The following is a 23756-nucleotide window of genomic DNA, read 5'->3' as shown; positions in this document are numbered from 1 at the left end:
CCGCTACTGGGCCAGGTAGCCGCCGTCCACCGGCAGGACGGCGCCGGTGATGAACGAGGCGTCGTCGGAGGCCAGGAAGAGCACCGCGGCGGCCACCTCCGCGGGGTCGCCCAACCGCCCCATGGGGTGCAGCTTCTCGATCGCCGCCAGGTACTCGGGGCCGCCCGGCTCGTCCTGCAGCCGGCGGACCCGCTCGGTGGTGATGGTCCCGGGAGCCACGGCGTTGACCCGGATGCCGCGGGAGGCCCACTCCACGGCGAGGTGCTTGGTCAGCCCCGACGCGACGAACTTGGCCGGCCCGTAGACCGCCTGGCCACGCTGGCCCGCCTCGCCGGAGATCGAGGAGACGCAGACGATCGCGCCGCCGACACCCCCGTGCCCGGCGGCGCCCGATCCGTCCGCCCCGACCATCGCCTCCACGGCGTACTTGCAGGTCAGGAACATCCCGCGGCCGTCCACGGCCATCACCCGGTCCCAGTCCTCGGCGCTCGCCTCGGTGATCTCCATCAGGGGGATCACGCCCGCGTTCGCCACCAGGACGTCGAGCCGGCCGTGCCGCTCGACGGCGGCCTCGATCATGCGGCGGGCGTCGTCGTCCCGCGAGACGTCGCCGACCACCGTGGTGACGGCCTGCGGCAGCCTGTCCGCCAGCCGCCCCAGGCCGTCCCGGTCGACGTCGGTGGCCACGACCGCCGCTCCCTCGGCGGCGAAGCGCTCGGCCACCGCCCGCCCGATGCCGCTCGCCGCACCCGTCACCACGCACACCTTGCCCGCCAGCCGTCCGGCCGCCGGCGCACCGCCCTGCGAGACTCCGCTCAGCTCAGTCATGGCACCGGACCATACCGACCGGGCATCAGAAAGGCGCGTAGGCAGCACAGTTGGTGCGCACGCCGAGCCGGCCGGCACCGATCTGTTCGGCGAACCGTTCGGCCGACCCCCGTTCGGCCGAGCCGTTCACCCGATCGCGAGGACGATCTTGCCCCGCAGGTGCCCGTGCTCGCTCACCCGGTGCGCCTCGGCCGTCTCGGCCAGCGGGAACACCCGGTGCACCGGCAGCTGCAGCTCCCCCGCCTCGTGCAGCGCGAGCGCGCCCGCCAGGGCTTCGCGGTTGTAGTCCTTGGCTTCCGTCCCCCCGCTGAACCGCACCCCGTAGCGGGCGGCTCCCTCGAAGTCGGCGATGGAGAGCACGTTCTCCGCCCCGCCGGCCAGCTCGATCGAGAGGGGCAGGACGTCCCCCTGGCCTGCGCCGTCCAGCACCCGGTCCACCCCCTCCGGCGCGACGGCCCGCACCCGGTCGGCCAGGCCCTCGCCGTAGGTGACGGGCACCGCGCCCAGCGCGCGCAGGTGCTCGTGGTTGGCCTCGCTCGCCGTGCCGACCACCCGGATCCCCCGCGAACGGGCGAACTGCAGCAGCACCGTGCCGACCCCGCCCGCCGCGCCGTGCACCAGCAGCGTCTGCCCGCTCTCGACACCGAGCAGGTCCAGCACCCGCCAGGACGTCTCGGCCGCCACCGGGATCGCCGCGGCCTCCGCCCAGCCCAGCCCAGCCGGCTTGCGGGCCAGCTTCTCCGCCTCCACCAGCACGTGCTCCGCGTGCGCGCCGCCCCAGGTCGGGCCGAACACCTCGTCACCGACCCGCCAGGCGGTGACGCCCTCGCCGACCGCCTCCACCACACCGGCCGCCTCGTAGCCGGTGACGACCGGGAAGGTGACCGGGATGAGCTCGGTCATCGCACCGGCGCGCAGCTTGTGGTCCAGCGGATTGACGCCCGCGGTGCGGACGGTGATCCGGACCTGGCCCGGGCCGGGGGCGGGCAGCTCGACCTCCATCGGGCGCAGCACCTCCGCGCCGCCGAACTCGGAGAAGCCGATGGCCCTGGTCGTGAGGGTGCCGGAGCTGCCGTCGGTGCGTGCGTTCGTGGTCATGAGGATCCCACCGTCCTTCGTGTATCGGGGAGTTCGCCGTGGCGACGGGTTCCATCCTGGGGTGGTGGCGGACCGGGACCGGCCCGCCGTTCGGCCGGTTCCACCTGTCCGAACGGCTGGGCCGGTCCGGTGACCGCGCCACTACGCTGGACGCCATGGGCGGCACCACGGACACGACGAGCAGCGCAGACACCACGGACACTACGGACGGGGCGAGCGGGGCGCACGGGGCGGGCGGGACGGACTCCGGACGGCCGCGGCCGTCCTGGGAGCGGGCCGAGGACGCCCTGGCGCACGCCGTGGAGGTACTGCGGACGCCTCGGCCCGGCATGCTGCCCCGGCTGTCCGAGGTGCTCGCGGACCTCGTCCCGCACACCGCGGCCGCCCAGCTCAGCGGCGTCTGCACGTACTCCCCCACCATCACCTCCGGGCCCGCCGACCTGGCCGGCCGGATCACCGCTCTGGAGCTGGCCCACCTGGCGGAGAGCGTCGAGCCCGGCCGCCCCTGGCAGGGCGAGGCGGTGCTGGCGGGGCGGCCCCGGCCCGCCGTGGCGGTCGCCGCGGCACCGGCCGGCACGAGCGGCGCGCTGCTGGTACTGGTCCGGGAGGCCACCGAGCCACCGGGTGCGGCACCCGGTGCCCGGCGCCGACCGGGCCGGGACGCCCGGCCCGCACCGCTGCCCGCGCCCCCGTCCGCGCCGCTCCCCGGCCGCACGCTCGCCGTGCTGCAGCGGTTCTGGGAGCTGGTCACCATCCACTCGCACCACCGCGCGACCGACGCGGCCCCCGTGCACGCCGCCGCCTCGCGCGCCTCGGCCGGCGCCCGCGCCCGCGCGATCGCCGAGCTCAGCGGCGCGCACGCGTCCGCCCTCACCGCGATCCTCGCGCCGCTGCGCTCGACCGCCCTGGACGACGCCACCGCCCGCCGCAGCGCCACCGAACTCGCCGTCGACGCCCTGCTCGACCTCCGCGCCGGCGCCGAGCTCGACCGCGAGCTGAGCGAGGAGCCCGCCGCCACCGCGTTCGCCCGGCTCGCCGACGAGCTGCGCCCGCTGCTGCGGCACAGCCCCGTCCGGCTCGATCTGCTGCCCCCTGCCGCCGGCGAGCGCTCCGTGCCGGCCGACACCGCGCACACCGCCCGGGCGGCGGTCCGCTCCGCGGTGCTCGTCATGCTGGAGCAGGACGCCCTGACCCGCCTGCACGTGAGCTGGCAGTGCACGGCGGACTCCGTGCGCGCCGTGGTCCGCGACGACGGCCCGGGCCTGCTCGCCCCCGACGCCCTCGCCGTCCACCGGACCACCGACCGGGTCACCGCCCTGGCCGGCCGGCTGACCGTGGAGCCCGTCCCCGGCTGGGGCACCACGGTCACCGTCGACCTGCCGCTGCACCTGCCGACGGCGCCCGTCGCCGTCGACCCGCTCGCGGCCCTGCAGCCACGGGAGTTGGACGTCCTCGACCAGCTGGCCCGGGGCCGCCGCAACCGTGAGATCGCCGGCGCCCTGCACATCAGCGAGTCCACGGTGAAGTTCCACGTCGCCAACATCCTGGCCAAGCTGGACGTCACCTCGCGCGGCGCGGCGGCCGCCCTGGCCCACCGCGCCGGCATGCCGTCCTCGCCGACCCTCCACGCGGCCTCCTGAGACCACCGACCCGCGGACCCGGCCGGTGAACGGGACCGGACAGGACAGGACCTGGCTAGTAGAAGTGCCGCAGCCGGGGCCAGAGGACCGACCAGGGCGCGGTGGGGCCGGAGCAGAGCAGGACCGGCGCGTGCTGCTCCTGGTTGCGGACCCCGTGGCCGTTGTCGACGCGGGCGACGACCCGGCAGTCGGTGAAGTAGGCCTCCACGCCCGCGTGCCCGTCCGGGTGGACCAGCACCACCGGGCCGTCGTGGGCGTCGTCCGGCGGGCCCCAGTCGGCGAAGCTCATGTGGCCGGAGTACGGGCCCGGCAGACCGAGCCGCGGGCCGTACTCGGCCAGGGCTCCCGCCTCGCCGTAGTTCGAGGCGAGGACGACCGCGCGGTCGCGGCGCTCGGGCGGGACGGCGGCCCAGCCTTCGGTGACGGCTGCGGCGAGTTCGGGCCAGCCGACCTGTTCGGCCTGCTCCCGGTAGATCCAGGTCACCGCCGGGAGCAGCCGGGGCGGCAGCACGGGGAGGGTGATCACGACGTTCACCGCCGCGCCGAACGCCAGCCAGGCCGCGAAGCGGATCCATCGGCGGCCCGGCCCCTTCGGCGCGCCCGGCCCCGTCGACATGCCCGCCCCCGCGGGCTCGGAAGCCCCCGCTCCGCCCGCCCCGGAGAGGCGTCGCACGGTCGGCTCGCAGCCGGCCGCCGTGAGCACCAGGAGCAGCGGCATCGCGTAGTACGGCTTGCCGCCGGCGACGACCACCACCAGGCAGAGGGCCGGGTAGGCGACGGCGATGCCGCGGGCCCAGCGCAGGCCCGGGTCACGCAGTAGTCGCCGGATCCCCTCGACCCAGACCGGCACCAGCACCGGCGAGAGGTAGAGGAGCTGCATCGGCACGAACATCAGCCGGTTCTCCGGGCCGTCCTGATCGCTGATGCCGCCCGCCACCGTCAGTTCGGGCCAGCCGTGCGCCGCCTGCCACCACAGGTTCGGCAGCGCGATCCCCACCGCGACCAGCAGCCCCGCCAGCGGCCACCGCCCCCGCAGCGCGCGCCGGGGACCGACGGCCGACACGGCGGGGACGACGGTCCCGACGAGCAGCAGGACCAGGTCCTTGTTCAGCAGCGCGACCCCGGCCGCCGCGCCGATCGCGGGCCACCAGCGGCCGTCGCCGGTGCGCAGCAGCCTCAGCGCCAGCAGGGACACGGCCAGCCACGCGAGCAGGTCGAACGTACTGGTGAGCAGCATGTGCCCGGTCGCGAGCACGAACGCCGAACCGGCCGCGGCGCACGCGGCGAGCAGCTGGCCGCGCCGCCCGGCCCCCAGCTCCCGCGCGGTCAGGGACACCAGGGCGGTGCACGCCGCCGTGATGAGGGCCGGGAGCACCCGCAGGCCGGTCGGGCCGGCACCGAACAGCGCGGCCGACGCCCGGCCGAGCAGCGGGGTGAGCGGCGGCTGGTCGGCGTAGCCCCAGGCCGGGTGCCGGCCGGCGGCGAGGAAGTACAGCTCGTCGCGGTGGAAGCCGTAGCGGCCCGCCAGCAGCACCAGCATCCCGGCGACCGCTGCGGCCACGGTCCCGACCGGGCCCCACGCGAACGGTTCGAGCGGGTCCGGCCCCCGCCCTGCCGGCTCGGCCACGGCCGGCCCCGGTCCCGCCGACTCCCTGACAGCCGGCCCCGGCACGGCGGCAGGCGGGTCCTCCGGTCCATCCCCCCGAATGTCCATGCGACGAGTGTGGCACTCACCACGCCGGAGAGCGCCCGGCCGGGAACGGGAAGTCGGCACCTTCGACGTCCTGCCTCCCCGCGGAGCCGGCGCCGGCCCGGACACCGGTGTCCTGGCGGCGCCGGCCCCTTCCGCGTCAGGACGTCGGGCGCGCCCCGCCGTCGGTCAGCGGGGAGAGGCGGAAGTCGACGGCCCGCCAGGCCGTCTCCGCCCGGGTGACGGCCTCCTCGCGGTCGGCGCCCACGGCCAGGACGTACCCCTGGCGGCTGCCGGATCCAGTCAGCGGGCCGAGCCGACGGCCGGGCTCCGCCGCGGCCTTCACGGTGACGACGCCCGGGAGCCCCCGGGCGGCGTCGATCCCGTCGACGGCCAGCACCTCGGCGTTCTCGTGGGCGAAGAACCTGATCGCGGCGGCGGCCCCGGCCGGCGTGCGGCGCACCTGCCCGTCGAGGCCGAGCATCCCGGCGGCCGTGGCGGCGGCCAGCGGCACGCCGGTGACCAGTTCCACCATCTCCCAGATCTGGTCCCCGCCGAAGCGGGTCTGGGTCTCGATCACGACCGGCGAGCCGTCCGACCGCAGCATCACCTCGGTGTGGGCGGGCCCCCAGCGGTGGCCCAGCGCGTCGAGCAGCGCGACGACCGTGCCCTCGACGGCCTGGGCCGCGCCGGTGCCGAGGCCGGCCGGGAGCTGGTGACCGGTCTCGACGAAGGAGGGCGCGCCCGAGGTCAGCTTCTCGGTGACCGCCACCAGCTCGTGCTTGCCGTCCAGGGTGAGCGTCTCGACGCTCAACTCCCGTCCGGTGACGAACTCCTCGGCGATCACCGCACCGCCGGCCGCCGCGGCCCGCCGCCACGCCTCCGCGGCCTCCTCGGGGCTGCGGGCCAGGGTCACGCCGCGGCTGCCGGAACCGTCCGCGGGCTTGACGATGACGGGGGCGTCGAGCTCCCGCTGGAAGGCGGCCGCCTCCTCGGCGGCGCCGCACGCCCGGTAGCGCACGGACGGCAGGCCGTGCTCGGCGAGCAGCCCGCGCATCCGGGTCTTGTCCCGGCTGCGCTCGACCGCCGGCACCGGGTTGTGCGCGATGCCCAGGCTCTCCCCGATCCGTGCGGCGGTGAGCAGGTGCGGCTCGGCGAAGGAGACCACGGCGTCGAAGGGGGCGCCCGCCCCGTGCAGGAGCTCCGCCAGCGAGCGGGCCCAGGCGTCGTCCAGCTCCTCCTGGACGAACAGCCCGTCCGCCCGCTCCCGTTGGAGCCCGCTCAGGTTGGCGCGCTGCTGGAGGAGCGTGATCCGCGCGTCGAGCCCGGCCATCGAACGGAAGCCGGAGTCCTTGCCGCCGATGACCAGGAGGTGCGGCCGGTCGCGTCGGCGCTCCGCGGCTCCCCCCTGCGGGCGGGTCAGGACGAGGTCGGCCATCTCCCAGACCGCCTCGATGTCCCGCTGCAGGTCGTCCGCGCCGTCCGCGGTCAGCTCGGCGGAGAGGACCTGCCAGTGGCCCTCCGCCGCCGTCCCGGCGATCACCCCGGGGGCGTGGTAGAGGCTGTGCCGGGCGTACGTCGGCAGGGCGGTGACCCGGTCGAACCCGTTCAGCCCGGTGAAGACGCCGGTGACGCGCGGGAACGGGGTGACGATGCCGAAGGGCCGGTCGAAGCGGGCCTCCAGGTCCGGCCGCTCACCGCGCAGCACCGCCGCGTAGGCGGCCATGAAGGAGATGCCGTGGGCCTGGTGGAGCACCCGCGCCCGGTGGCCACCGGGCCGGACGCCGACCTCCAGGAGCCGGGGCCCCTTCACGGTGAGGATGAACTCGACGTGCGCCGCGCACAGCCGCAGGCCCATGGCCCGCACGGCGGCCACCGCGAGGTCGGCCATCGTCCGCCGGTGCTCCTCCCCGGCGAGGCTGGGGGCGAAGCGGGCGAAGTGGTGGAAGTCGTCGCCGCCCAGGTCCGCCCCGGTGAGGACGTCGACGACCGGGCTCGGCCACGGCGTGCCCTCGCGGTCGACCACGAGGTCGACCGAGTGGTTGCTGCCGGCCAGGAACTCCTCGACCTGCAGGGCCGTGAACCGCTCGGGCAGCCCCTTGCCCCGGACGTGGTCGGCCACGCCCCTGCGGATGTGCTCGAAGGTCTCGGCGGCGGCCTCCGGGCCGGGCACCGTGAGCACGAACAGGCTGGAGTAGAGCGCCGCGGGCTTGACCACGACCGGCCACCCGTGCGCCTCGCCGAAGTCCAGGACGTCCTGCACCGACCCGGCCGGGCCGAACCGGCCGGTGCTGTCCGCGCCGATCCGCTCGGTGAAGAGCCGGCGCATCAGCTCCTTGGAGCGCAGGCCCGCGACCTCCTCCTCCGGGAGCGCGGGCAGCCCGAGCACCGTCAGCAGCCGCGCGTAGGGCTCGACGTACGCCTCGCGCAGGTTGAGCACGCAGACCCCCGGCTCCTCGCCGAGCCGGGCGGCGAGCGGCTCGACGCCCTCGGTGGGATCCCACGGGACGACGACGTCGAAGGCCTCGTCGTCGGCGCACCAGCCGTGCGAGCGCACGTCGCGGATCAGACCGACCCGGTAGCCGGCGTCCCGGAGCGGCTCGAACTCGCCGTACCGGGCGTTGCCGAGGAAGAGCACCAGGTCCTGTGCGGTCATCGGGCGACCTCCATCGCGTCCGCGTCGTCGAATCCGTAGGCCACCGAGGAGAACGATCCGGCCAGGACGGCCACCTCCTCGGCCGTCTCGCGGGCCGCGCCCCCGGCCGAGGCGCGCGCCATGAGGTCCGCCAGTCGCCACATCTCGGCGGGCCCCATGCCCCGGCGGGTCACCTCCTGGACCCCCAGCCGCAGCACGATCCGCCCCTCCACGGGCCGGGCGTTGAGCATCAGCCCGGCCCGCATCAGCGCGCCGGCGAGCTCGTAGCCGCCCGCCCGCCCCGGCCGCTCCGGCGCCTCGACCAGGAGGACGTGGCTCGCGCTCTCCTGCTCCCGCCCCGGCGGGCGGTACACGGTGAAGCCCGACTCGCCCAGCGCGCGGGCCAGCGCGGCCCGGTTCGCCAGCATGTCCCGCGCGTACCCGGCGGCGTGCACGCCCATCTCCAGCGTGGTCACGTAGTTGGCGAGGGTCGGCCCGGTCTGCTGGGACGAGATCAGGGACGTGCCCAGGCGGTCGGAGAAGTCCCGGCCGGCGGCCGCGTCGGCGAAGGCGACCAGGCCCTTGTGCGCGCCGGGGAAGCTCTTGTGGGTGTTGCCCTGGACGATGTCGCAGCCCTCGCCGATCGGGTCCTGGAACTCTCCGCCCGCCACCAGGCCGAGGGTGTGCGAGGCGTCGTACACCAGCAGGGTTCCGGGGCCGACGACCGCCCGCAGCTCGCGCAGCGGCAGCGGCGCCAGCGGCACGCCGTGGTCGAGGAAGACCATGGCGCCCGGGTTCTGCCGCCAGAGCGCCGCGAAGGCCGCGAGGTCGACGGTCCCGTTCTCGCGGGACCACGGGAGGCAGGCGCTGCGCCGGCCCATCGACTCCAGCAGCGGTCCGGTCGCGAAGTGGCCGCCGTTCTCCGGGGCGATGGACCAGACCGTCCCGCCCGGCTCGGTGAGCAGTGCGAAGACCGACATCGTGGCGTGCAGCCCCGACAGCGGCCGGAAGTCCACCCAGGCGGCGCCGAGCAGCCGCTGGGCCGTCTCGGCGGCGGCCTGCTCCAGCCGGTCGACGCCGGGGTAGGCGGCCGACAGCAGACCGGAGCGCAGCAGCGGGTCCATGCCCCGGCGCTCCCGCTCGTGGCCGATCAGGTAGCGGTTCGCCAGGGGGCTGTGCAGCATCCGCTCGGCGGTGCGGGAGAGCACGTTCTCGAACGCGGCGAGGTTGACGGTGGAGGAGATCCGGTCGGCGTCGGCGCGCACGGCGGCGAGCAGGCCGGCCGCCGGGGCGGCGGGGGCGCCGGACCGGCGCGCCTGCGGCGCCGGTCCGGCGACGGCCAGGGAGGCCGTCATCCCTCGCCTCGCAGCCGGGCGCCCTCGGCGTCCCAGCGGCTGCGGAACTCCAGGGCCTTCTCCAGGTAGTCCTCCGGCTTGTAGCCCTTGGCGAACTCCTCGACGATCGCGGCGCCGCCGAAGCCGTACTCGCCCAGCTTCTCCAGCGACCCCCACAGGTCGAAGTCGCCCTCGCCGATCGGGATGTGGGTGTGGTCGGCGCCCTTGATGTCGGCGATGTGGGCCGTCTGGACGTACGGCGCGACGGTCGCCAGCGCCTCGTCGTAGTCGCCGCGCGGCAGGTGCACGGTGGCCAGGTGCGGCACGTCCAGGGTCAGCCAGGTGCCGGTGCTGCGGCACAGCTCGACGTGCTCCTCGGGGGAGAACACCACGTAGCGCGGGCGGTTGGCGCCCATGTTCTCGATGCAGAGCTGGATGCCGGTGCTGGAGATCAGCGGCTGCACCTTGTCCAGCGAGGAGCGCAGCACGTCGAGCAGCACGTCGTTGCTGCGGCGGGACATGTAGCCGGGGTGGTAGGTGACCCGCTCCACGCCGAGGTCCGCGGCGAAGTGCACGGCGCGGCGCAGGTAGTTGACCGACTCCGCGCGCTCGTCCTCGTCCGGCGAGACCAGGTCGGTGTGCGGCCCGTACCAGGCCGCGTGCACCGACACGTCCAGGCCGTGGGTCGCGATGACCGAGCGCATGCCGTCGACGATCTTCTCGTACTCGGGCGCGGTCGCCCCGAAGAGGACCTCCTGCGCCTCCTCGGCGATCTCGAACTCGATGTCGGTGAAGTGCCCGGCCAGGAACTCCATGTGCTCCACGATCTCGGCCGGGTTGTCCCAGATGTTGGTGGAGAACCCGATGCGCGGGCGGACCAGCGCCTTGCTGTCGAGGATGTCGGTCACAGGGCTACCTCTTTCGTGGAGTCGAAGCTGGCGAAGAAGTCGACGAGCAGCATGTCCCGGACGCCGATCGCGGCACCGGGGGCGGAGGTGATCGGCGAGACGTCGTGCAGGACCCGGCGGTCGTCGAGGACGATCGACTCCAGCGGGTCGGTGAGCAGCGCCCGGTGGATCTCGCACCGGTCGAGGTCGTACAGGCGCGACTGCGCGCCTTCGACCCCGTCGCGGCGGATGAGCACCTGGGCGACGTAGCTGTGGCCGTCCTGGTGGATCCCCTCCGGCGCCGGGTCACCCTCGGCGTCGGGCAGGGCGACCACCCGGATCTGGTGGACGCCGCAGGTGTCGACGGTGTGCCGGGGGCCGGGCAGGCGGTCCCGGAAGGCCCGGACGACCGCGCGCAGCGCCGGACCGGCGGCGACGGCGTCGTGCAGCGGCGCGAACAGCCGGGGCACTCCCCCGACGAGGCTGTTCACCGCCCGGTCCTGGAGGAACGTGCCGTGCGGCAGCGGCTCCAGGCCGTCGTCCAGCAGCCGGAACCTGCCGTACCGGCGGAAGCGGTAGGGCCGATCGGTCCCGAGGTACTCGTCGGCCGGGAGGTCGTTCCAGGAGTCCAGGAAGGCCGCCAGGGCCGGCGCCGGGACGCCGTCGAGGGCCTCCCGCAGGACACCGGAGGGGAAGTGGGTGAAGGGGGCCGGCTCCGGGGCCCCGGCGGGCACCGGGCTCCGGCCGTCCGCCGGCAGATCGGGCGCGACGGCGGAGTCCGGCGTGGTCATGGGTGTGGTGGGCATGGTTCCTCGCTTGTCGTGCTGCCTCAGGTCTGGCTTTCCGGCAGTCGGACGACCAGGGCGCCGAGCCCGTCGCCGACGGTCAGCTGGCAGCTCAGACGGCTCTCGGGGCGGCGCTCCACGGCGGTGTAGTCGAGCATCTCGTCCTCGTCGTCGTCGGGCTCGGGCGGTGACTCGCCCTCGACCTCCTCGACGAACACGTGGCAGGTCGCGCAGACCATGCGTCCGCCGCACTGGCCGACGATGCCGCCGATTCCCTCCTCGACCGCGGCGTCCATGACGGTCACGCCGACCGGCACGTCCAGCACGGATCGGGATCCGTCGGGTTCAACATAGGTGATCTTGGCCATGATGCCGGCAATTCACTCTCGGTATGACGAATCGTCAAATGACTTTCCCCCGGCGGGCGAGGGTGCCGGGAGTACCGCGACGCGGCACCGGCGAAAGGGACTTGCAGGCCGGCCGCGGCCGGCCCGCGTGAATGCACACCCGGCCGCCGGAGTCCGGCTTCTGACAGGCAATCGGTAATCAGGAACGACTGGCGGCATCGCCCGCCCCCACGGGACGACACCCGGCCCGGTGCCCGAGGATTCGACACCGGCCTCAATCACGCGAGAAGCGGCGCCAATTCGGCACCGACTCCATCAGGCGTCATCTCACGGACCCCCCGGTTCCGCTCGGTAACGCGGCGCCACGCTAACCGCCCCTGAACTGGCGTGTCAACGGTTCCACGACGGGTAATTGACGATCCGCCAGACAACGGTGGGCACGTACCGGTCGGACCCGATCGGTGTCAATTGTCGGCTGCGTCACAGCCATTTCGCAGGGGTCGGGGCGGCGGTTCCGGGACTACTTCGGGTGCGAAGCGGCCCGCTCGGCCGCCGCCCGCCCCCCGCCCGCCGGAGCGGCCCCGTCGGCGGGCGCCCCCTCGGCGGCCCGGCCGTCGGCGGGCACCGCCACGACGACCGGACCGTCGGCGGGCGTCCCCTCGGCGACCGGCCCAGCCACCGGCCTCCCGGACCACACCGCGCCCACCGACGCCGCCGCGAACAGCGCCGCCAGGACCACCCAGGCCCAGGACCCCAGCGGCAGCAGGGCCGACACCAGGAGGGTCGGCCCGACGATCCGCTGGGCCGTCATCCCCATGCTGAAGGTGGCGAGGTAGCGCGCCCTGGCCGCGGCCGGGGAGAGCACGTACGACAGCTCCCAGCCCGCCACCGACTGCAGGTTCTCGCCGACCGTCACCGCCACCACCGCGCCGATCGTGCACACCAGGCAGACCCACACCGGCACCCGCTCGGCGACGGCGAACAGCCCGCAGCCGACCACCAGCGACAGCGCCGTGGCCCGCAGCAGCCGCACGGAGCCGTCGACGCTCGTCGCGAAGCGGTGCACCCACGCCTGGAGCAGGACCGTGAGGACGGTGTTGACGGCGAGCAGGAGGGAGAGCCAGGCATGGGGCAGTTCGGTGCGCTGCACCACCCAGATCGGCAGCAGCACGACGATCAGCGAGTCGAAGAGCGAGAGCACGCCGTTGGAGACGGTGAACACCATGAACCGCGGGTCGCGGTACGGCGCGGCGCCGGACCGCACGTCCGCGGCGGGCGCCGTCGGGATCCCGTCCGAGGCCCGCACCGCCCACAGGGCCATCCAGGCGATCACCAGGAAGGACACCGCGTCCACCAGGAACACGGCCCGGAACGCGGCGGTCACGTGCAGGCCGAGCACGAGCCCGGCCACCAGCAGACCGCCGGTGAGGCCGGCATTGCGCACCGCCCGGATCGAGGCGAGGGTGCGGGTCCGCTCCTCCTGCCCGGCCACGCCGGAGACGATCACCTGGAGCAGGGGCGAACAGGCACGCTCGGCCGCGAGGAGTGCACAGGTGAGAACGGCGTACCCGGCGAAGCCGTGGATCAGCGCGTAGGCGGCGAATCCCGCCCCGCGCAGGCACATCAGCGCGACGTAGGTGCGGACCACGCCCCACCGGTCGGCGACGTGCCCCAGGGGCAACGGACTGAGCAGACCGAAAATCGCGGCGACCGAAAGGGTCGTCGCGACCTGCGCCGCGGGAAATCGAAGCACGCCCACGAAGTAAAGCGTGGACGCGGCCAGGAAAAGCCCGTTGCCGAACGAGTCGACCAGCGCCCCGGCAACCAGCATGCGGCTTCCGCGCTTTGCGGGGACGACCTCCGCCACGACACGAGCGACAATTCCCACCAGCCCGAACCCCCGTCGCCGCGCACACCCCCGTGACCGCGGCCAACCCTAGTGGACCGCCCATCGACCGGCAAGTGACCGGAAGGCCGCCGATTTCACATAATTCGGAAAGGAGTTGACGTCCCGTCTGGTCCGCGCGGTTCCCGTCGATTCCACCGTTGACCGCTGCCGACCCCGTTGTGCAGACTCTTCGAAAACCGATCCCGATGTTCCGGAGAGTCCGTTGCCCAGCACCACACCACCGCCCCGCGCCCTCCTGGTCGGATGGAAGCCGGTGGCGATCGAGGCCCTCCGGGCGGAGGGCTGCTCGGTCGTCTGCGCGGTCAGCGCGACCGACGCGGACCGGGCCCGCAGCGGCACGGACGCCGGCATCGTGGTGGCCGACCAGGCCGGGGACGTCGAGTCGGTGCTCTTCGCGCTGGGGCGCGCCGGGCTCTCCCCGAGCGGCTTCGACCTCGTCACCAGCGGCCAGGAGTACTCGCTCGTGGCCGCGGCGGCCATCGGCGCGATCGGTGGCGCGCGGTCCCTCCCGGTCGACGTCGCGATCGCGCTCCGGGACAAGTTCGTGCAGAAGGAACGCGTCCGCGCGGCCGGCGTCGCCACCGCCCGGTGCGAGGCCTTCGACGACCCGGCGGGCGTCGAGCAGGCGGCCCTGCGGGTCGGCGGGTTCCCCGTCGTGGTCAAGCCGCTGGCGGGCGCCGGAGCGCGGAACACCGCGCGGCTGGCCTCGCCGGGCCAGGCCCGGTCCTGGGCCGCCTCCGCCGCGGTCGGCCCCTGGCTGGTCGAGGAGTTCGTCCCCGGAGCCGAGCTGCACCTGGACGGCGCCGTGCGCGACGGGCGGATACGGCTGCTGGGCGCCTCCCGCTACCTCCGCAACGTGATCGACGTGCACAGCGGGGCGCTGGTGGGTTCGGTCTCCGTCACCGCCGCGGAACAGCCGGAGCTGTACGAGCGGTCGCACGCCCTGGTCGAGCGGGTCCTGACCGCCCTGGGCCACGCCGACGGCGTGTTCCACATCGAGGTGTTCGAGCAGCCCGACGGTTCGCTGGTCTTCGGCGAGTGCGGCGGCCGGGTCGGCGGCGGGCGGATCGACGAGGTCACCCGCCGGGCGTTCGGCGGCGACCTGCACCGGCACTGGGCCGCCGCGACGCTGGGCGCACCGGCACCCGGGGCGACGGAGACCACCGGCGGGTCGTTCGGCTGGGCCTTCCTCACCGCCCCGGCCGGACTGGTGCGCTCGGTACCTTCTCCGGACGAGGTCCGCACCCGGCCCGGCGTCGTCGACGCCGGTGTGAAGCTCGGCCCCGGCGAGCTCTCCAAGCCCGCCGTGAAGTCCTTCGACCGCGCCGGGGACGTCGTGGTGACGGGTGCCGACTCCACGGAGGTGGCCGCGCGGCTGACCGCCTGCGCGGAGTGGTTCGCCTCGTCGGTCGCGATCGCCGCGGACGCCGAAGCCGCCGGATGAGCGCCCCCGGCGCCGCCTGGGACCCGGCAGCGCCCGGGGTGCTGCCGCTGCCCTCCGGCCGACTGGTCCGGGGGCGCGGACTGCGCCGGCCGCCGCTGCCCGGGCCCGAACCCGGCTTCGGGCTCTACCTGCTGGGCCGCCGGCCCGCGGGCCAGCCGTGGGAGAGCCGCTGGCTCTGCTGGCCGGACTTCCGGCTGCCCGCCGACCGGGTCGAGGCCGCCAAGGCCCTGCGCGACGCCTGGGAGCGGTCGGCCCGGCAGCGGGTGGAGGTCGGCTGCGCCGGCGGCCGCGGCCGGACCGGAACGGCACTCGCCTGCCTGGCCGTCCTGGACGGCGTGCCGGCCGGCGAGGCGGTGGCGTACGTCCGGGAGCACTACGACCGGCACGCCGTCGAGACGCCCTGGCAGCGCCGGTTCGTGGAGCGGTTCCGCTGACGCCCACGGCCCCGACTCCTGCCCCGGCCCCGGCCAACGGCGCCGCACCGACGCCCCGGCCCACGGCGCCGCCCCGGTCGCACCGGCGGCGACGGCCCACGGCGCGGCACCGGCCGCCCCGGCCGCACCGCCGACCCGGGAAATCTCCTGCGCCCCGCTCGGCGGCCGTGTTACGGTCGGCCCGCCCTTGTGCGACCGGAAACCGAGAGAGACGGGGAAGGTGAGATGGTGGCCGCGGTGAGATCCGCTGCGCCGGCGATGCCGCGCGGCGACCGGACGGCTGTTCTCCGTTCCCGGGCCCTGGTCTGACCTTTCCGCACCTGCCGCGCGCTCGTCGCGCCCGCGGTGCGCCGGGGCCCTTCCTCGAAGGGTTTCACCATGCGTTCCACTTCCTCCGCCCACGCCCGTTCCTGGCTCACCCGTGCCGAGACCGCCGCGGACGTTCCGACCGTCCGGGCGCTGACGCTCGCAGCGTTCGGGCGGCTCCACGAGGCCGACCTCCTCGACGGGCTGCGCCGGGACGAGGCCTGGATCGACGGCCTCTCCGTCGTGGCCACCGACCCGGCCGACCCCGCCGGCACGCCCGTCGGGCACGTCGTGCTGACCCGCGCCTTCATCGGGGACGTCCCGGCGCTGGCCATGGGGCCGGTGTCGGTGCACCCGGACCACCAGCTGTCGGGCGCCGGGTCCGCGGCCGTGCGGGCCGGACTCGACGCCGCCCGGAGCATGGGCGAGCGGTTCGTCGTCCTGCTCGGGCACCCGACGTACTACCCGCGGTTCGGCTTCGTCCGGGCCTCCGCCCACGGCATCCGCCTGAGCATCGACGAGCCCGACGAGGCCTGGATGGCGCTGGCCCTGGACGACCGGCACCCGCTCCCGTCGGGCCCGGTCCGCTGGGCCACGGCGTTCGGCATCTGACCGGCCGGTACTCCGGCGGCGCCCAGCCGCTCCCGTTGCTCGACGGGTCGGGAGTCGGGGGACGCCATGGTGGCGGGGCGGTCCTTGCCGGATCGTTCCGCCACTGGCCGACCGCGCCGCGAGGAGGTCGTCCGCCCTGCAGACGACGGAGATCCTGGGCTGGAAGGGCGCGGTCGCCCGCTTTCCATGATCAATCTATAGCCCACCACGGGGCTTGCGGCAAGGCCCCGGTGGTGCCGGAGAATCACCGCTCGTAGTCAGGACCTGAGGAAACGGGTGGGAGTTCTGATGATCGACGTGATCATTGCCGGCGGCGGACCGACCGGGCTGATGCTGGCCTGCGAGCTGCGGCTGGCCGGGGTGCGGACGGTCGTGCTGGAGAAGCTGACCGAGTCGGCCGGGCAGTCCCGCGGGCGCGGGATCCAGGTGCGCACGGTCGAGATGCTGGACCAGCGCGGCCTGTTGGACCGGTTCCGCGCGGTCAGCGAGCCCTACCGGACCGGCGACTTCGGCGGTCTCGTCAAACTGCGACCGGACCTCCTGGACACCGCGCACCCGTTCGGGCTCGCGGCTCCGCAGACCGTCACCGAGCAGCTGCTGGCCGAACGCGCCACCGAGCTCGGTGCCGAACTCCGGCGCGGGTGCGAACTGGTGGGGCTGAGCCAGGACGAGGACGGGGTGAGCGTCGAGCTCGGCGACGGAACACGGCTGCGTTCGCGCTACCTCGTCGGCTGCGACGGCGGCCGCAGCACGGTGCGCCGGCTGATCGGCGTCGACTTCCCCGGCGAGCCGGCGAGGGTCGAAACACTGCTGGGCGACATGGAGATGACGGAGGATCCGGCGACGGTCGCCGCCGTCACCGCCGAGGCCCGCAAGGTGCACGTCCGGTTCGGCACCGTCCCCATGGGCGACGGCGTGTACCGCGTCATCGTGCCCGCCCACGGAGTGGCCGAGGACCGGACGACCGGGCCGACGCTGGAGGAGTTCAAGGAGCAGCTGCGGGCCCACGCGGGTACCGACTTCGGCGTGCACTCCCCGCGCTGGCTGTCCCGGGTCGGTGACGCCACCCGGCAGGCCGAGCGGTACCGGGTCGGCCGGGTGCTGCTGGCGGGCGACGCGGCGCACATCCACCCGCCGACCGGCGGCCAGGGTCTCAGCCTCGGCGTCCAGGACGCGTTCAATCTCGGCTGGAAGCTCGCCGCCCAGGTCAACGGCTGGGCGCCGGAAGGCCTGCTCGACACCTACCACGCCGAGCGCCACCCGGTGGGCGCCGGCGTGCTGGCCAACACCCGCGCGCAGATGGCGCTGTTGGAGAACACTCCCGGCGCGGTGGCGCTGCGGGAGCTGTTCTCACGGCTGTTGGACTTCGAGGAGGTGAACCGGTTCGTGACCGGGATGACCTCCGCGGTCGGCGTCCGCTACGACTTCGGCGACGGACACGACCTGCTCGGCCGGCGGATGCGCGACGTGCAGCTGACGCGGGGGCGCCTCTTCGAGCTGATGCACGCCGGCCGCGGACTGCTCCTCGACCGGACCGGCCGGCTGTCGGTGACAGGCTGGGAGGACCGGATCGACCACGTCGTCGACACCGGCGAGGAGCTCGACGTGCCCGCGGTGCTCCTGCGCCCGGACGGCCACGTGGCCTGGGTCGGCGACGACCAGCAGGACCTCCTCACCCACCTGCCCACGTGGTTCGGCCCCGCCGCGGGGCACAAATCGGTGGACGGCCCCGGACGCGCTGGCTAGGTTGCCGAGCATGGCGACCACTTCGGACCCGACCGACTGGCGCGCGGCGAACCGCGCGAACTGGGACGAGCGCGTCCCGATCCACGTGACCGGCGCCTTCTACGACGTGCCCGGTTTCGTCGCGGGCGACGACTCGCTCCGCGGCTTCGAGCTCGCCGAGGTCGGCGACGTCGACGGGAGGACGCTGCTCCACCTCCAGTGCCACATCGGGCTGGACACCCTCTCCTGGGCCCGGCGCGGGGCCGCCGTCACCGGCCTCGACTTCTCCGCGCCCGCCGTGGAGACGGCCCGCGACCTCGCCGCGAAGATCGGCGCCGACGACGCCCGGTTCGTCGTCTCGGACGTGTACGACGCCGTCGAGGCCCTCGGCGGGCGGACCTTCGACGTCGTCTACACCGGCTTCGGCGCCCTGTGCTGGCTCCCGGACGTCGACCGCTGGGCGCGGACGGCGGCCGCCCTGGTCGCCCCGGGCGGGTTCCTCTACCTCGCCGAGTACCACCCGATCACCGACGTCCTCGGCGAGGACGGCCGCACGATCGAGGAGGACTACTTCCGGCGCGAGCCGACCGTCTGGGACGAGCCCGGCACCTACGCCGACCCGGGCGCCGCCACCACGGCCACGGTGACGGTCGAGTGGCGGCACGGCCTCGGCGACGTGGTCAGCGCGCTCGTCGCGGCGGGCCTGCGCCTGGAGTTCCTGCACGAGCACGACCACGCCCACTTCCGGCTCCCCGACGGCGGGGGCGTCCCGAAGGTGTACTCGCTCCGCGCCACGAAGCCGGCGTAGGGCGGGCGCCGGCGTACGGCGGGCGCCCGCGCAGGGCTGGCCGGAGCGGAGCACTGCGCAGGAAGTCGGGCGGGCCGACTTCCTGCGCGCGGTTGAGTATCCGTACTCATGCCCGGCACTCCACCGACCGGGCAGGCTTGCCGTCATGAGCGAGATCAACACGGCCGTGGCCGGCGTCGGGTGGTACCAGCGGATCCGCGACTGCGACTTCGTGGTGGCGACGCTGGTCGGCGTCGGCAACCTGCTGCTGGGCGGGATGCTGTTCATGATGTGCCTGAGCTCGTCGATCACCTTCGGCGGACCGACCGCGGCGGACACGGCCCGCATGCACGACACCAGCCGACTCGCCCAGTCGGTGTTCTTCGGCTGGCTGCTGGTGGGGCTGCTGCTCTTCGGCGTGTTCCGGATGACCCGCTCGGTGATCACCCACCTGGCCTGCATGATCGTTCCCCTGATCGGGCTCGTCGTGGTCTCGGCCGCGAGCAGGTAGGCACAGCCGCGGTCGGGCGGCGGCCGTACGCGTCAGAGGCGGACGCGCCGACCGAGGGTCGCGGCGCCGCCGACGGCGGTCGCGGTCGCCGTGATGGTGGAGGGGGTGCCGAGGGAGTCGCCCATGTCGACGCCGATGCGGCCGCCGGCGCCGCCGGCGCCCACGAGCCGGCCCTCGCGGGCGAGGTGGGCGGCGAGGCACGCGGTGCTGTTGGCGTTGGCCACGTCCTCGGGGACGCCGATCGACGGCGCGAACATCCGGGCCGCGAAGCGGATTTCGGCCGCGCCGGACGCACCGGATGCGCCGGACGTACCCGACGCGCCGCTTGTGCCCGACGCACCCGGCGCGCCCGTCTCGCAGTGGACGTAGCAGCCCAGCAGGCCCAGCCGGTCGCAGGCGGCGCGGAGCCGGTCGAAGTCCGGCGCCAGCGCGGCCAGGGCGGTCGGCGTGGTCACCGGGAGGAGGAGCCGCGGCCGGCCGAGGGTGGCGATCCGGCCGCCGGGGGCGACGGCGTCCGCCGGGATGCCCAACGCATCGAGGACAGGCTGCAGTTCGCCCGGAGCGGGCTCGCGCAGGGTGACCGGTCCCGGCTCGAACGCGGCCTCGTACTCGCCGTGCGCGCGGGTGACCCGGCCGGAGAAGGAACCGCCTCTCGTGCGGAGGGTGGCCCGGTAGTCGGACCGCCCGGCGCGTGCGGCGAGGAAGGTCAGGGCCGCGACGGTCCCGTGACCGCAGCCCGGGAGCTCCCCGGTGGCGGTGAAGAAGCGGAGCGAGACGTCGGCGCCGACCGAGACGAAGACGGCGTGCGAGGCCCCGGTGAGCCCGGGGACGGTACGGCGCTGTTCGTCGCTGAGGGAGCCGAGGCCGCGGAGGCCGCCGAGGGCCGACTCGTCGACGACGGCCGTGGGGCTGCCGCCCCGGCCGTCGCGTTGGCACGCGTGCACGAGGGTAACGGGCAGGCCGCTCACGTCCGCGGCGACGGTGGCATCGAACACGCGGCAATCCTAGGCCGCATATGCCCGTTGCGGGGAGCCCGAGTTGAGGCGGCGGGTGAGCCGCACCCGCCGCCTCCTGCCTGGGTCAGCCCAGGCGGTCGGGGAGCGGGGCGAGCGTGAAGTTGTCCCAGATGAAGTTGTCCATCTGGTGCTGGTCCCCGCTGAGGTTGATCACGCGGTCGATCTTGCCTTCGGCGTTGAAGTGCCACACCAGCGCCCAGAGCGTGTCGACCTTGCCGACGCCCTGCGTGCTGTAGCCCCGGTGGACGTCGACGACGTACTCGTCGTTGGTGCCGAAGAAGACCGGCTCGGCCTGGAAGCCGGCCTTGCCGAGCTGGTCGAAGAAGCTGCGGACCTCGGCGATCCCGTGCTTGGTGCCGGAGAGCGGGTGCCGGCCCGGAATGGTCCACGCGATGTCCTCGGCGAGGACCGCGCTCATGGCCTCGACGTCGCCGGCCGCGTAGGCGGCGAAGAAGCGTTCGATGACCTCGGCCTTCGGGTCCTTGGTGCTCATTTCCCGTTCCCCCCGTGAATGTTGAGCAAGTTGTGACGAGCCCATGAAAGCACGTTCGGGGCCGCGAAGCCCATCAGTGATCCGAAGTTTGAGATGTGGGAGCGCGCAGGAAGTCGGAGGGGCCGACTTCCTGTGTCGCCTTCAGTGGGAGGGAGTTGGGGCTGCGGTCGGGGTGGTGGTGGCCGGAGGAGGCTGCCAGTGGGAGTGGGTGCCGGACGGAAGGGCCCAGACGATCAGGGCGAGGAGGAGCGCGAGCGGGAGGACGGTGAGCGCGGCGGCCCTGGTGGTGTCGTCGTGGCGGCGCTCAGGCGACGTGGACGGCGGAGGTGACGGCGGGCAGGTCGATCTCGGCCCAGACGGTCTTGCCGCCCGGCGGACGGGGGACGGTGCCCCAGCGGTCGGCGAGGGCGTCGATGAGCATCAGACCGCGCCCGGACTGGGAGTTGGCGGAGGTGATGGCGGGCGGGGCGGGGTGGCGGTCGCCCCGGCAGTCCGAGACCTCGATGCGCAGCAGGGCGTCACCCGCGGTGGTGGGGATGAGGGCGAGGCCGAGCTCGAACATGCGCCCGGGGACGCGACCGTGGGTGATCGCGTTGGCGGCCAGTTCGGCGACGACCAGCCGGGCGGAGTGGAACGGCTCCGCGGCCGCGGATTCGAGTCCCCAGTCCGCGAGTTGGCGGCACGCGGTGCGCCGGCAGAGAGCGGCCCCCTTGGGGGTAGCGGGGAGGAGCGCGACGAGGGAGCGCGGCACTGGTGTGTCGAGGGCAATTTCGGACTTCATGAGCCAAAGCGTGGTGGGACGGACGTAGGCTGACCAGGCATTCGGCGAGTACGCACGGTATCTGTCCGAGTGCGGAAGGTGGCCTGTTCGGGCCGTTGGGCGTGACCTGGATTCAGGGGTGGTCGCAATGGGTGACGTACGGCGTGGCGGGGCGAGCGGTGAGGCCCGACCGGAATCGGCGGAAGACCTCACGGAGGTGTCGGACTTCTTCCGCGCCCTGGGCAAGCAGATCAAGCTGCTGCGCGAGCGGGCCGGGATGACGCAGAAGGAGCTGGCCGGCCACGTCGGCTACACCGAGGCCCTGATCGGCGCGGTGGAGCGCGGGAAGCGGACGCCTCAGCCGGAGTTGCTGGACGCGGCGGACAAACTGCTGGACGCAGGCGGGCTGTTGAGCATCGCGAAGGAGGACGTCCAGCGCGCGAAGGCCAAGGCCCGCGTGCGGCACCCGGCCTGGTTTCGGGACTATGCGGGGCTGGAGGAGGAAGCTATCGAGCTCCACGACTTCAGCATGGTCGACGTGCCCGGTTTGCTGCAGACCGAGGCGCACGCCCGGGCTGTCTTCGCCATGCGCCAGCCGCTGCTCACGGAGGAAGTGATCGAAATGCGGGTGGCTGCCCGCATGGCGCGGCAGGAGATCCTCACACGCTGGCCCCGGGCCATCTTCAGCTGGGTCATCGACGAGGGCGTGTTGCATAGGCCGCTAGGCGGCGCGGACGTGCACGCGGCACAGCTACGTCGACTGCTGGAAGTCGGTCAGACGCGCGGAATGGTGATCCAGGTGCTACCGCTCGACAGAACGGAGCACGCGGGAATGGACGGTCCATTCATCCTGATCACCCCCAAAGGGCGCCCCCAGAACGCCTACATCGAGGTTCAGACGAGCAGTAGGCTGATTTCGGATCAGGAGGAGGTACGTATCCTCAACGCGCGATACGGCACCCTCAGGGCCCAGGCGCACACCCCGCAGGAGTCCCTATCCTTGATCGAGAAGATGCTGGGAGAGCGATGAGCACGAAGCTGGACTGGTTCAAGAGCAGCTACAGCGGCAGCGAGGGCGGCGCGTGCATCGAGGTCGCCTGGCGCAAGAGCAGCTACAGCGGCAACGAGGGTGGCGAGTGCGTAGAGGTCGCCGATACCACCACCGCCATCCTCGTCCGTGACTCCAAGGACAAGAGCGGCCCCCACCTCACCTTCGACCCCACCGCCTGGCAGGCCTTCCTCACCTACGCCACCACCGCCAAGGTCTGAGCACCACCCCAAACGGCCCGCCGCTGTGCAGCGACGGGCCGTTGGCGTACCGTCTAACCGTTGTCCCCGAGCAGGGAGAGCCATGAGCCCCGAACTGGACTGGTTCAAGAGCAGCCACAGCAGCAACGAGGGCGGCGAGTGCATCGAAATCGCCTGGCATAGGAGCAGCTACAACACGAACGAGGATGCCAACTGCGTCGAGGTCGCCGAAACCACTACCGCCATCCTCGTCCGCGACTCCAAGGACAAGAGCGGCCCTCACCTCACCTTCGACCCCGCCGCCTGGCAGGCCTTCCTCACCTACGCCGCCTACGTCGCGATCTAAGCCGCCAGGCACAGCCAGCGCGGCGAGGTGACACCTCCCTACGCAACACCCGTGCGCGCGGCGAGCTCCCGCACCCCGGCCACGGTCACCGGTGCGTACAGCAGGTCCGCCGTCAACGCCCGTAGTGCAGGCCGACGCACCTCCTCCGGCGCCACCTGCTCGGTGAACCGCGGTCACCGCGTCCGCGCCCATCGACGCCCCGGCGCCCCGTACCCTGCTGGAGCGGGACGACGAGCCGAGCGCCCGCATCTGCCCGGTCTGCGGATCGGGCGCCACCTACCAGACGATGGACGGCCGGTGGGGCTGCACCCAGTGCGGTTCCACGTGGCCCTGACACCCGGGAGGACCCGATGGCGAACTGCGCGCAGTGCTACGTCGCACCTGCGGTGATCGAAGACCTCGACGTGCAGCCGCCCCAACCCTGGTGCCTCGGATGTGCCACCGCCCTCGTACGGGCAGGCGATCCCGTGCTCACCTATCGACCGCTCGACGGCCGGGATGAGTACGGGCGAGTCCTTGCCGGCGGCAGCACGGAGGCACTGCCCTTCCGCTGACACACAACATTGCGCCCCTGCTCGGCCGGAGCCGAGCAGGGGCGCGGTGTTCAGCGGGCCCTACGGGCCGCAGCCGACCTCGTGGGCCTGCTGTTCGAGGTCACCCGTGGAGCCGTACGGAGTGCTTCTGTACGGGGGCGACGGCTCACCGGTCGGGCTCTGTGCGGCTCGGTCGCCTGCGCCCCGGGGCGGGCCATCGCGAACGACAGCAGGGGCGGAAGTCGAAACCGACTTCCGCCCCTGCTCTTTGGAGCGCCGGGCCCGAATTGAACGAACCCCTCCCACTGAAAGTGGGCGTGCTACCGCTGCACCACCGACGCCTGACCGCCGGTCCTCGACCGCTTCCGCGCTCTCGTCCCGTCGACGA

22 protein-coding genes and 1 tRNA gene are annotated in these 23756 nt (G+C 73.9%); 10 read left to right on the top strand and 13 right to left on the bottom strand.

Going from position 1 to position 23756, the window contains the following annotated elements; all coding sequences use genetic code 11:
- Positions 1-3 precede the first annotated feature (3 nt).
- Together RMN57_RS28925 and RMN57_RS28920 are read right to left on the bottom strand one after the other, a co-directional pair.
- Entirely contained in the window at positions 4-828 is an 825-nt protein-coding gene (locus RMN57_RS28925) for an SDR family NAD(P)-dependent oxidoreductase (protein ID WP_313766217.1), read from the bottom strand.
- Between the two features lie 126 nt (positions 829-954).
- Positions 955-1926 (bottom strand): NADP-dependent oxidoreductase, encoded by a 972-nt coding sequence (locus RMN57_RS28920; RefSeq protein ID WP_313766216.1) that lies wholly within the window; start codon positions 1924-1926, stop codon positions 955-957.
- A 38-nt stretch (positions 1927-1964) separates the two neighbouring features.
- Between RMN57_RS28920 and RMN57_RS28915 the strand changes: the two genes are divergently transcribed.
- Positions 1965-3566 carry a LuxR C-terminal-related transcriptional regulator gene (locus RMN57_RS28915; RefSeq protein WP_313766215.1) on the top strand — a complete coding sequence of 534 codons (1602 nt, stop codon included), beginning with the start codon at positions 1965-1967 and terminating at the stop codon, positions 3564-3566.
- A 55-nt stretch (positions 3567-3621) separates the two neighbouring features.
- Here the strand turns inward: RMN57_RS28915 and RMN57_RS28910 are convergent, their stop codons facing one another.
- The 7 genes from RMN57_RS28910 to RMN57_RS28880 all read right to left on the bottom strand — a co-directional run bounded on the left by RMN57_RS28910 (position 3622) and on the right by RMN57_RS28880 (position 13075).
- The gene (locus RMN57_RS28910) at positions 3622-5127 is read right to left on the bottom strand and encodes a glycosyltransferase family 39 protein (protein WP_313766214.1); all 1506 of its coding nucleotides are present in this window, start codon (positions 5125-5127) and stop codon (positions 3622-3624) included.
- Positions 5128-5416: 289 nt separating this feature from the next.
- Positions 5417-7912, bottom strand: a complete 2496-nt coding sequence (locus RMN57_RS28905; RefSeq protein WP_313766213.1) for an ATP-grasp domain-containing protein — start codon at positions 7910-7912, stop codon at positions 5417-5419.
- Entirely contained in the window at positions 7909-9246 is a 1338-nt protein-coding gene (locus RMN57_RS28900) for a hypothetical protein (RefSeq protein WP_313766212.1), read from the bottom strand. Before RMN57_RS28900 ends, RMN57_RS28905 begins: the two co-directional genes overlap by 4 nt.
- On the bottom strand, positions 9243-10133 hold the full coding sequence (locus RMN57_RS28895) for a sugar phosphate isomerase/epimerase family protein (RefSeq protein WP_313766211.1): 891 nt from the start codon (positions 10131-10133) through the stop codon (positions 9243-9245). The genes RMN57_RS28900 and RMN57_RS28895 overlap by 4 nt, the downstream gene beginning before the upstream one ends.
- Positions 10130-10918 (bottom strand): 2OG-Fe dioxygenase family protein, encoded by a 789-nt coding sequence (locus tag RMN57_RS28890; protein ID WP_313766210.1) that lies wholly within the window; start codon positions 10916-10918, stop codon positions 10130-10132. Before RMN57_RS28890 ends, RMN57_RS28895 begins: the two co-directional genes overlap by 4 nt.
- A 23-nt stretch (positions 10919-10941) precedes the next feature.
- The gene (locus RMN57_RS28885) at positions 10942-11265 is read right to left on the bottom strand and encodes a 2Fe-2S iron-sulfur cluster-binding protein (protein WP_313766209.1); all 324 of its coding nucleotides are present in this window, start codon (positions 11263-11265) and stop codon (positions 10942-10944) included.
- A 499-nt stretch (positions 11266-11764) separates the two neighbouring features.
- Positions 11765-13075, bottom strand: coding sequence for an MFS transporter (locus tag RMN57_RS28880; RefSeq protein WP_313766208.1), 1311 nt, complete (start codon positions 13073-13075; stop codon positions 11765-11767).
- Between the two features lie 280 nt (positions 13076-13355).
- Between RMN57_RS28880 and RMN57_RS28875 the strand changes: the two genes are divergently transcribed.
- The 6 genes from RMN57_RS28875 (at position 13356) to RMN57_RS28850 (ending at position 18972) form a co-directional block, all read left to right on the top strand.
- Positions 13356-14597 (top strand): ATP-grasp domain-containing protein, encoded by a 1242-nt coding sequence (locus RMN57_RS28875; RefSeq protein ID WP_313766207.1) that lies wholly within the window; start codon positions 13356-13358, stop codon positions 14595-14597.
- Positions 14594-15031 (top strand): protein phosphatase, encoded by a 438-nt coding sequence (locus RMN57_RS28870; protein ID WP_313766206.1) that lies wholly within the window; start codon positions 14594-14596, stop codon positions 15029-15031. Before RMN57_RS28875 ends, RMN57_RS28870 begins: the two co-directional genes overlap by 4 nt.
- 378 nt (positions 15032-15409) lie before the next feature.
- Complete coding sequence (locus RMN57_RS28865; RefSeq protein ID WP_313766205.1) at positions 15410-15949, top strand: N-acetyltransferase; 540 nt, start codon at positions 15410-15412, stop codon at positions 15947-15949.
- A 288-nt stretch (positions 15950-16237) separates the two neighbouring features.
- The gene (gene rox, locus RMN57_RS28860; RefSeq protein WP_313766204.1) at positions 16238-17695 is read left to right on the top strand and encodes a rifampin monooxygenase; all 1458 of its coding nucleotides are present in this window, start codon (positions 16238-16240) and stop codon (positions 17693-17695) included.
- A 10-nt stretch (positions 17696-17705) separates the two neighbouring features.
- Positions 17706-18482 carry a class I SAM-dependent methyltransferase gene (locus RMN57_RS28855; protein ID WP_313766203.1) on the top strand — a complete coding sequence of 259 codons (777 nt, stop codon included), beginning with the start codon at positions 17706-17708 and terminating at the stop codon, positions 18480-18482.
- Positions 18483-18627: 145 nt separating this feature from the next.
- Entirely contained in the window at positions 18628-18972 is a 345-nt protein-coding gene (locus RMN57_RS28850) for a hypothetical protein (RefSeq protein ID WP_313766202.1), read from the top strand.
- 32 nt (positions 18973-19004) lie between these two features.
- Here RMN57_RS28850 and RMN57_RS28845 read toward each other — a convergent pair whose 3' ends face one another.
- From RMN57_RS28845 to RMN57_RS28835, 3 genes are all read right to left on the bottom strand, one after another.
- Complete coding sequence (locus tag RMN57_RS28845; protein WP_313766201.1) at positions 19005-19967, bottom strand: PhzF family phenazine biosynthesis protein; 963 nt, start codon at positions 19965-19967, stop codon at positions 19005-19007.
- 85 nt (positions 19968-20052) lie between these two features.
- Positions 20053-20481, bottom strand: a complete 429-nt coding sequence (locus RMN57_RS28840) for a nuclear transport factor 2 family protein (protein ID WP_238862293.1) — start codon at positions 20479-20481, stop codon at positions 20053-20055.
- A gap of 304 nt (positions 20482-20785) precedes the next feature.
- Positions 20786-21262, bottom strand: coding sequence for an ATP-binding protein (locus tag RMN57_RS28835; RefSeq protein ID WP_313766200.1), 477 nt, complete (start codon positions 21260-21262; stop codon positions 20786-20788).
- A gap of 127 nt (positions 21263-21389) precedes the next feature.
- On the opposite strand from RMN57_RS28835, the gene RMN57_RS28830 reads away from it, so the two are divergent.
- The 3 genes from RMN57_RS28830 to RMN57_RS28820 all read left to right on the top strand — a co-directional run bounded on the left by RMN57_RS28830 (position 21390) and on the right by RMN57_RS28820 (position 22835).
- Complete coding sequence (locus RMN57_RS28830; protein WP_313766199.1) at positions 21390-22271, top strand: helix-turn-helix transcriptional regulator; 882 nt, start codon at positions 21390-21392, stop codon at positions 22269-22271.
- A complete protein-coding gene (locus RMN57_RS28825) occupies positions 22268-22510 on the top strand; it encodes a DUF397 domain-containing protein (RefSeq protein WP_313766198.1) in 243 nt (80 codons plus the stop codon). The genes RMN57_RS28830 and RMN57_RS28825 overlap by 4 nt, the downstream gene beginning before the upstream one ends.
- An 82-nt stretch (positions 22511-22592) precedes the next feature.
- Complete coding sequence (locus tag RMN57_RS28820) at positions 22593-22835, top strand: DUF397 domain-containing protein (RefSeq protein ID WP_313766197.1); 243 nt, start codon at positions 22593-22595, stop codon at positions 22833-22835.
- A gap of 802 nt (positions 22836-23637) precedes the next feature.
- On the opposite strand, the gene RMN57_RS28815 is transcribed toward RMN57_RS28820, so the two are convergent.
- Positions 23638-23709 (bottom strand) — tRNA-Glu (locus RMN57_RS28815).
- Positions 23710-23756: the final 47 nt, after the last annotated feature.

It is taken from the genome of Kitasatospora sp. CM 4170 (assembly GCF_032110285.1).
Classification (GTDB): domain Bacteria; phylum Actinomycetota; class Actinomycetes; order Streptomycetales; family Streptomycetaceae; genus Kitasatospora; species Kitasatospora aburaviensis.
This window is presented reverse-complemented; position numbering and strand designations above follow the sequence as displayed.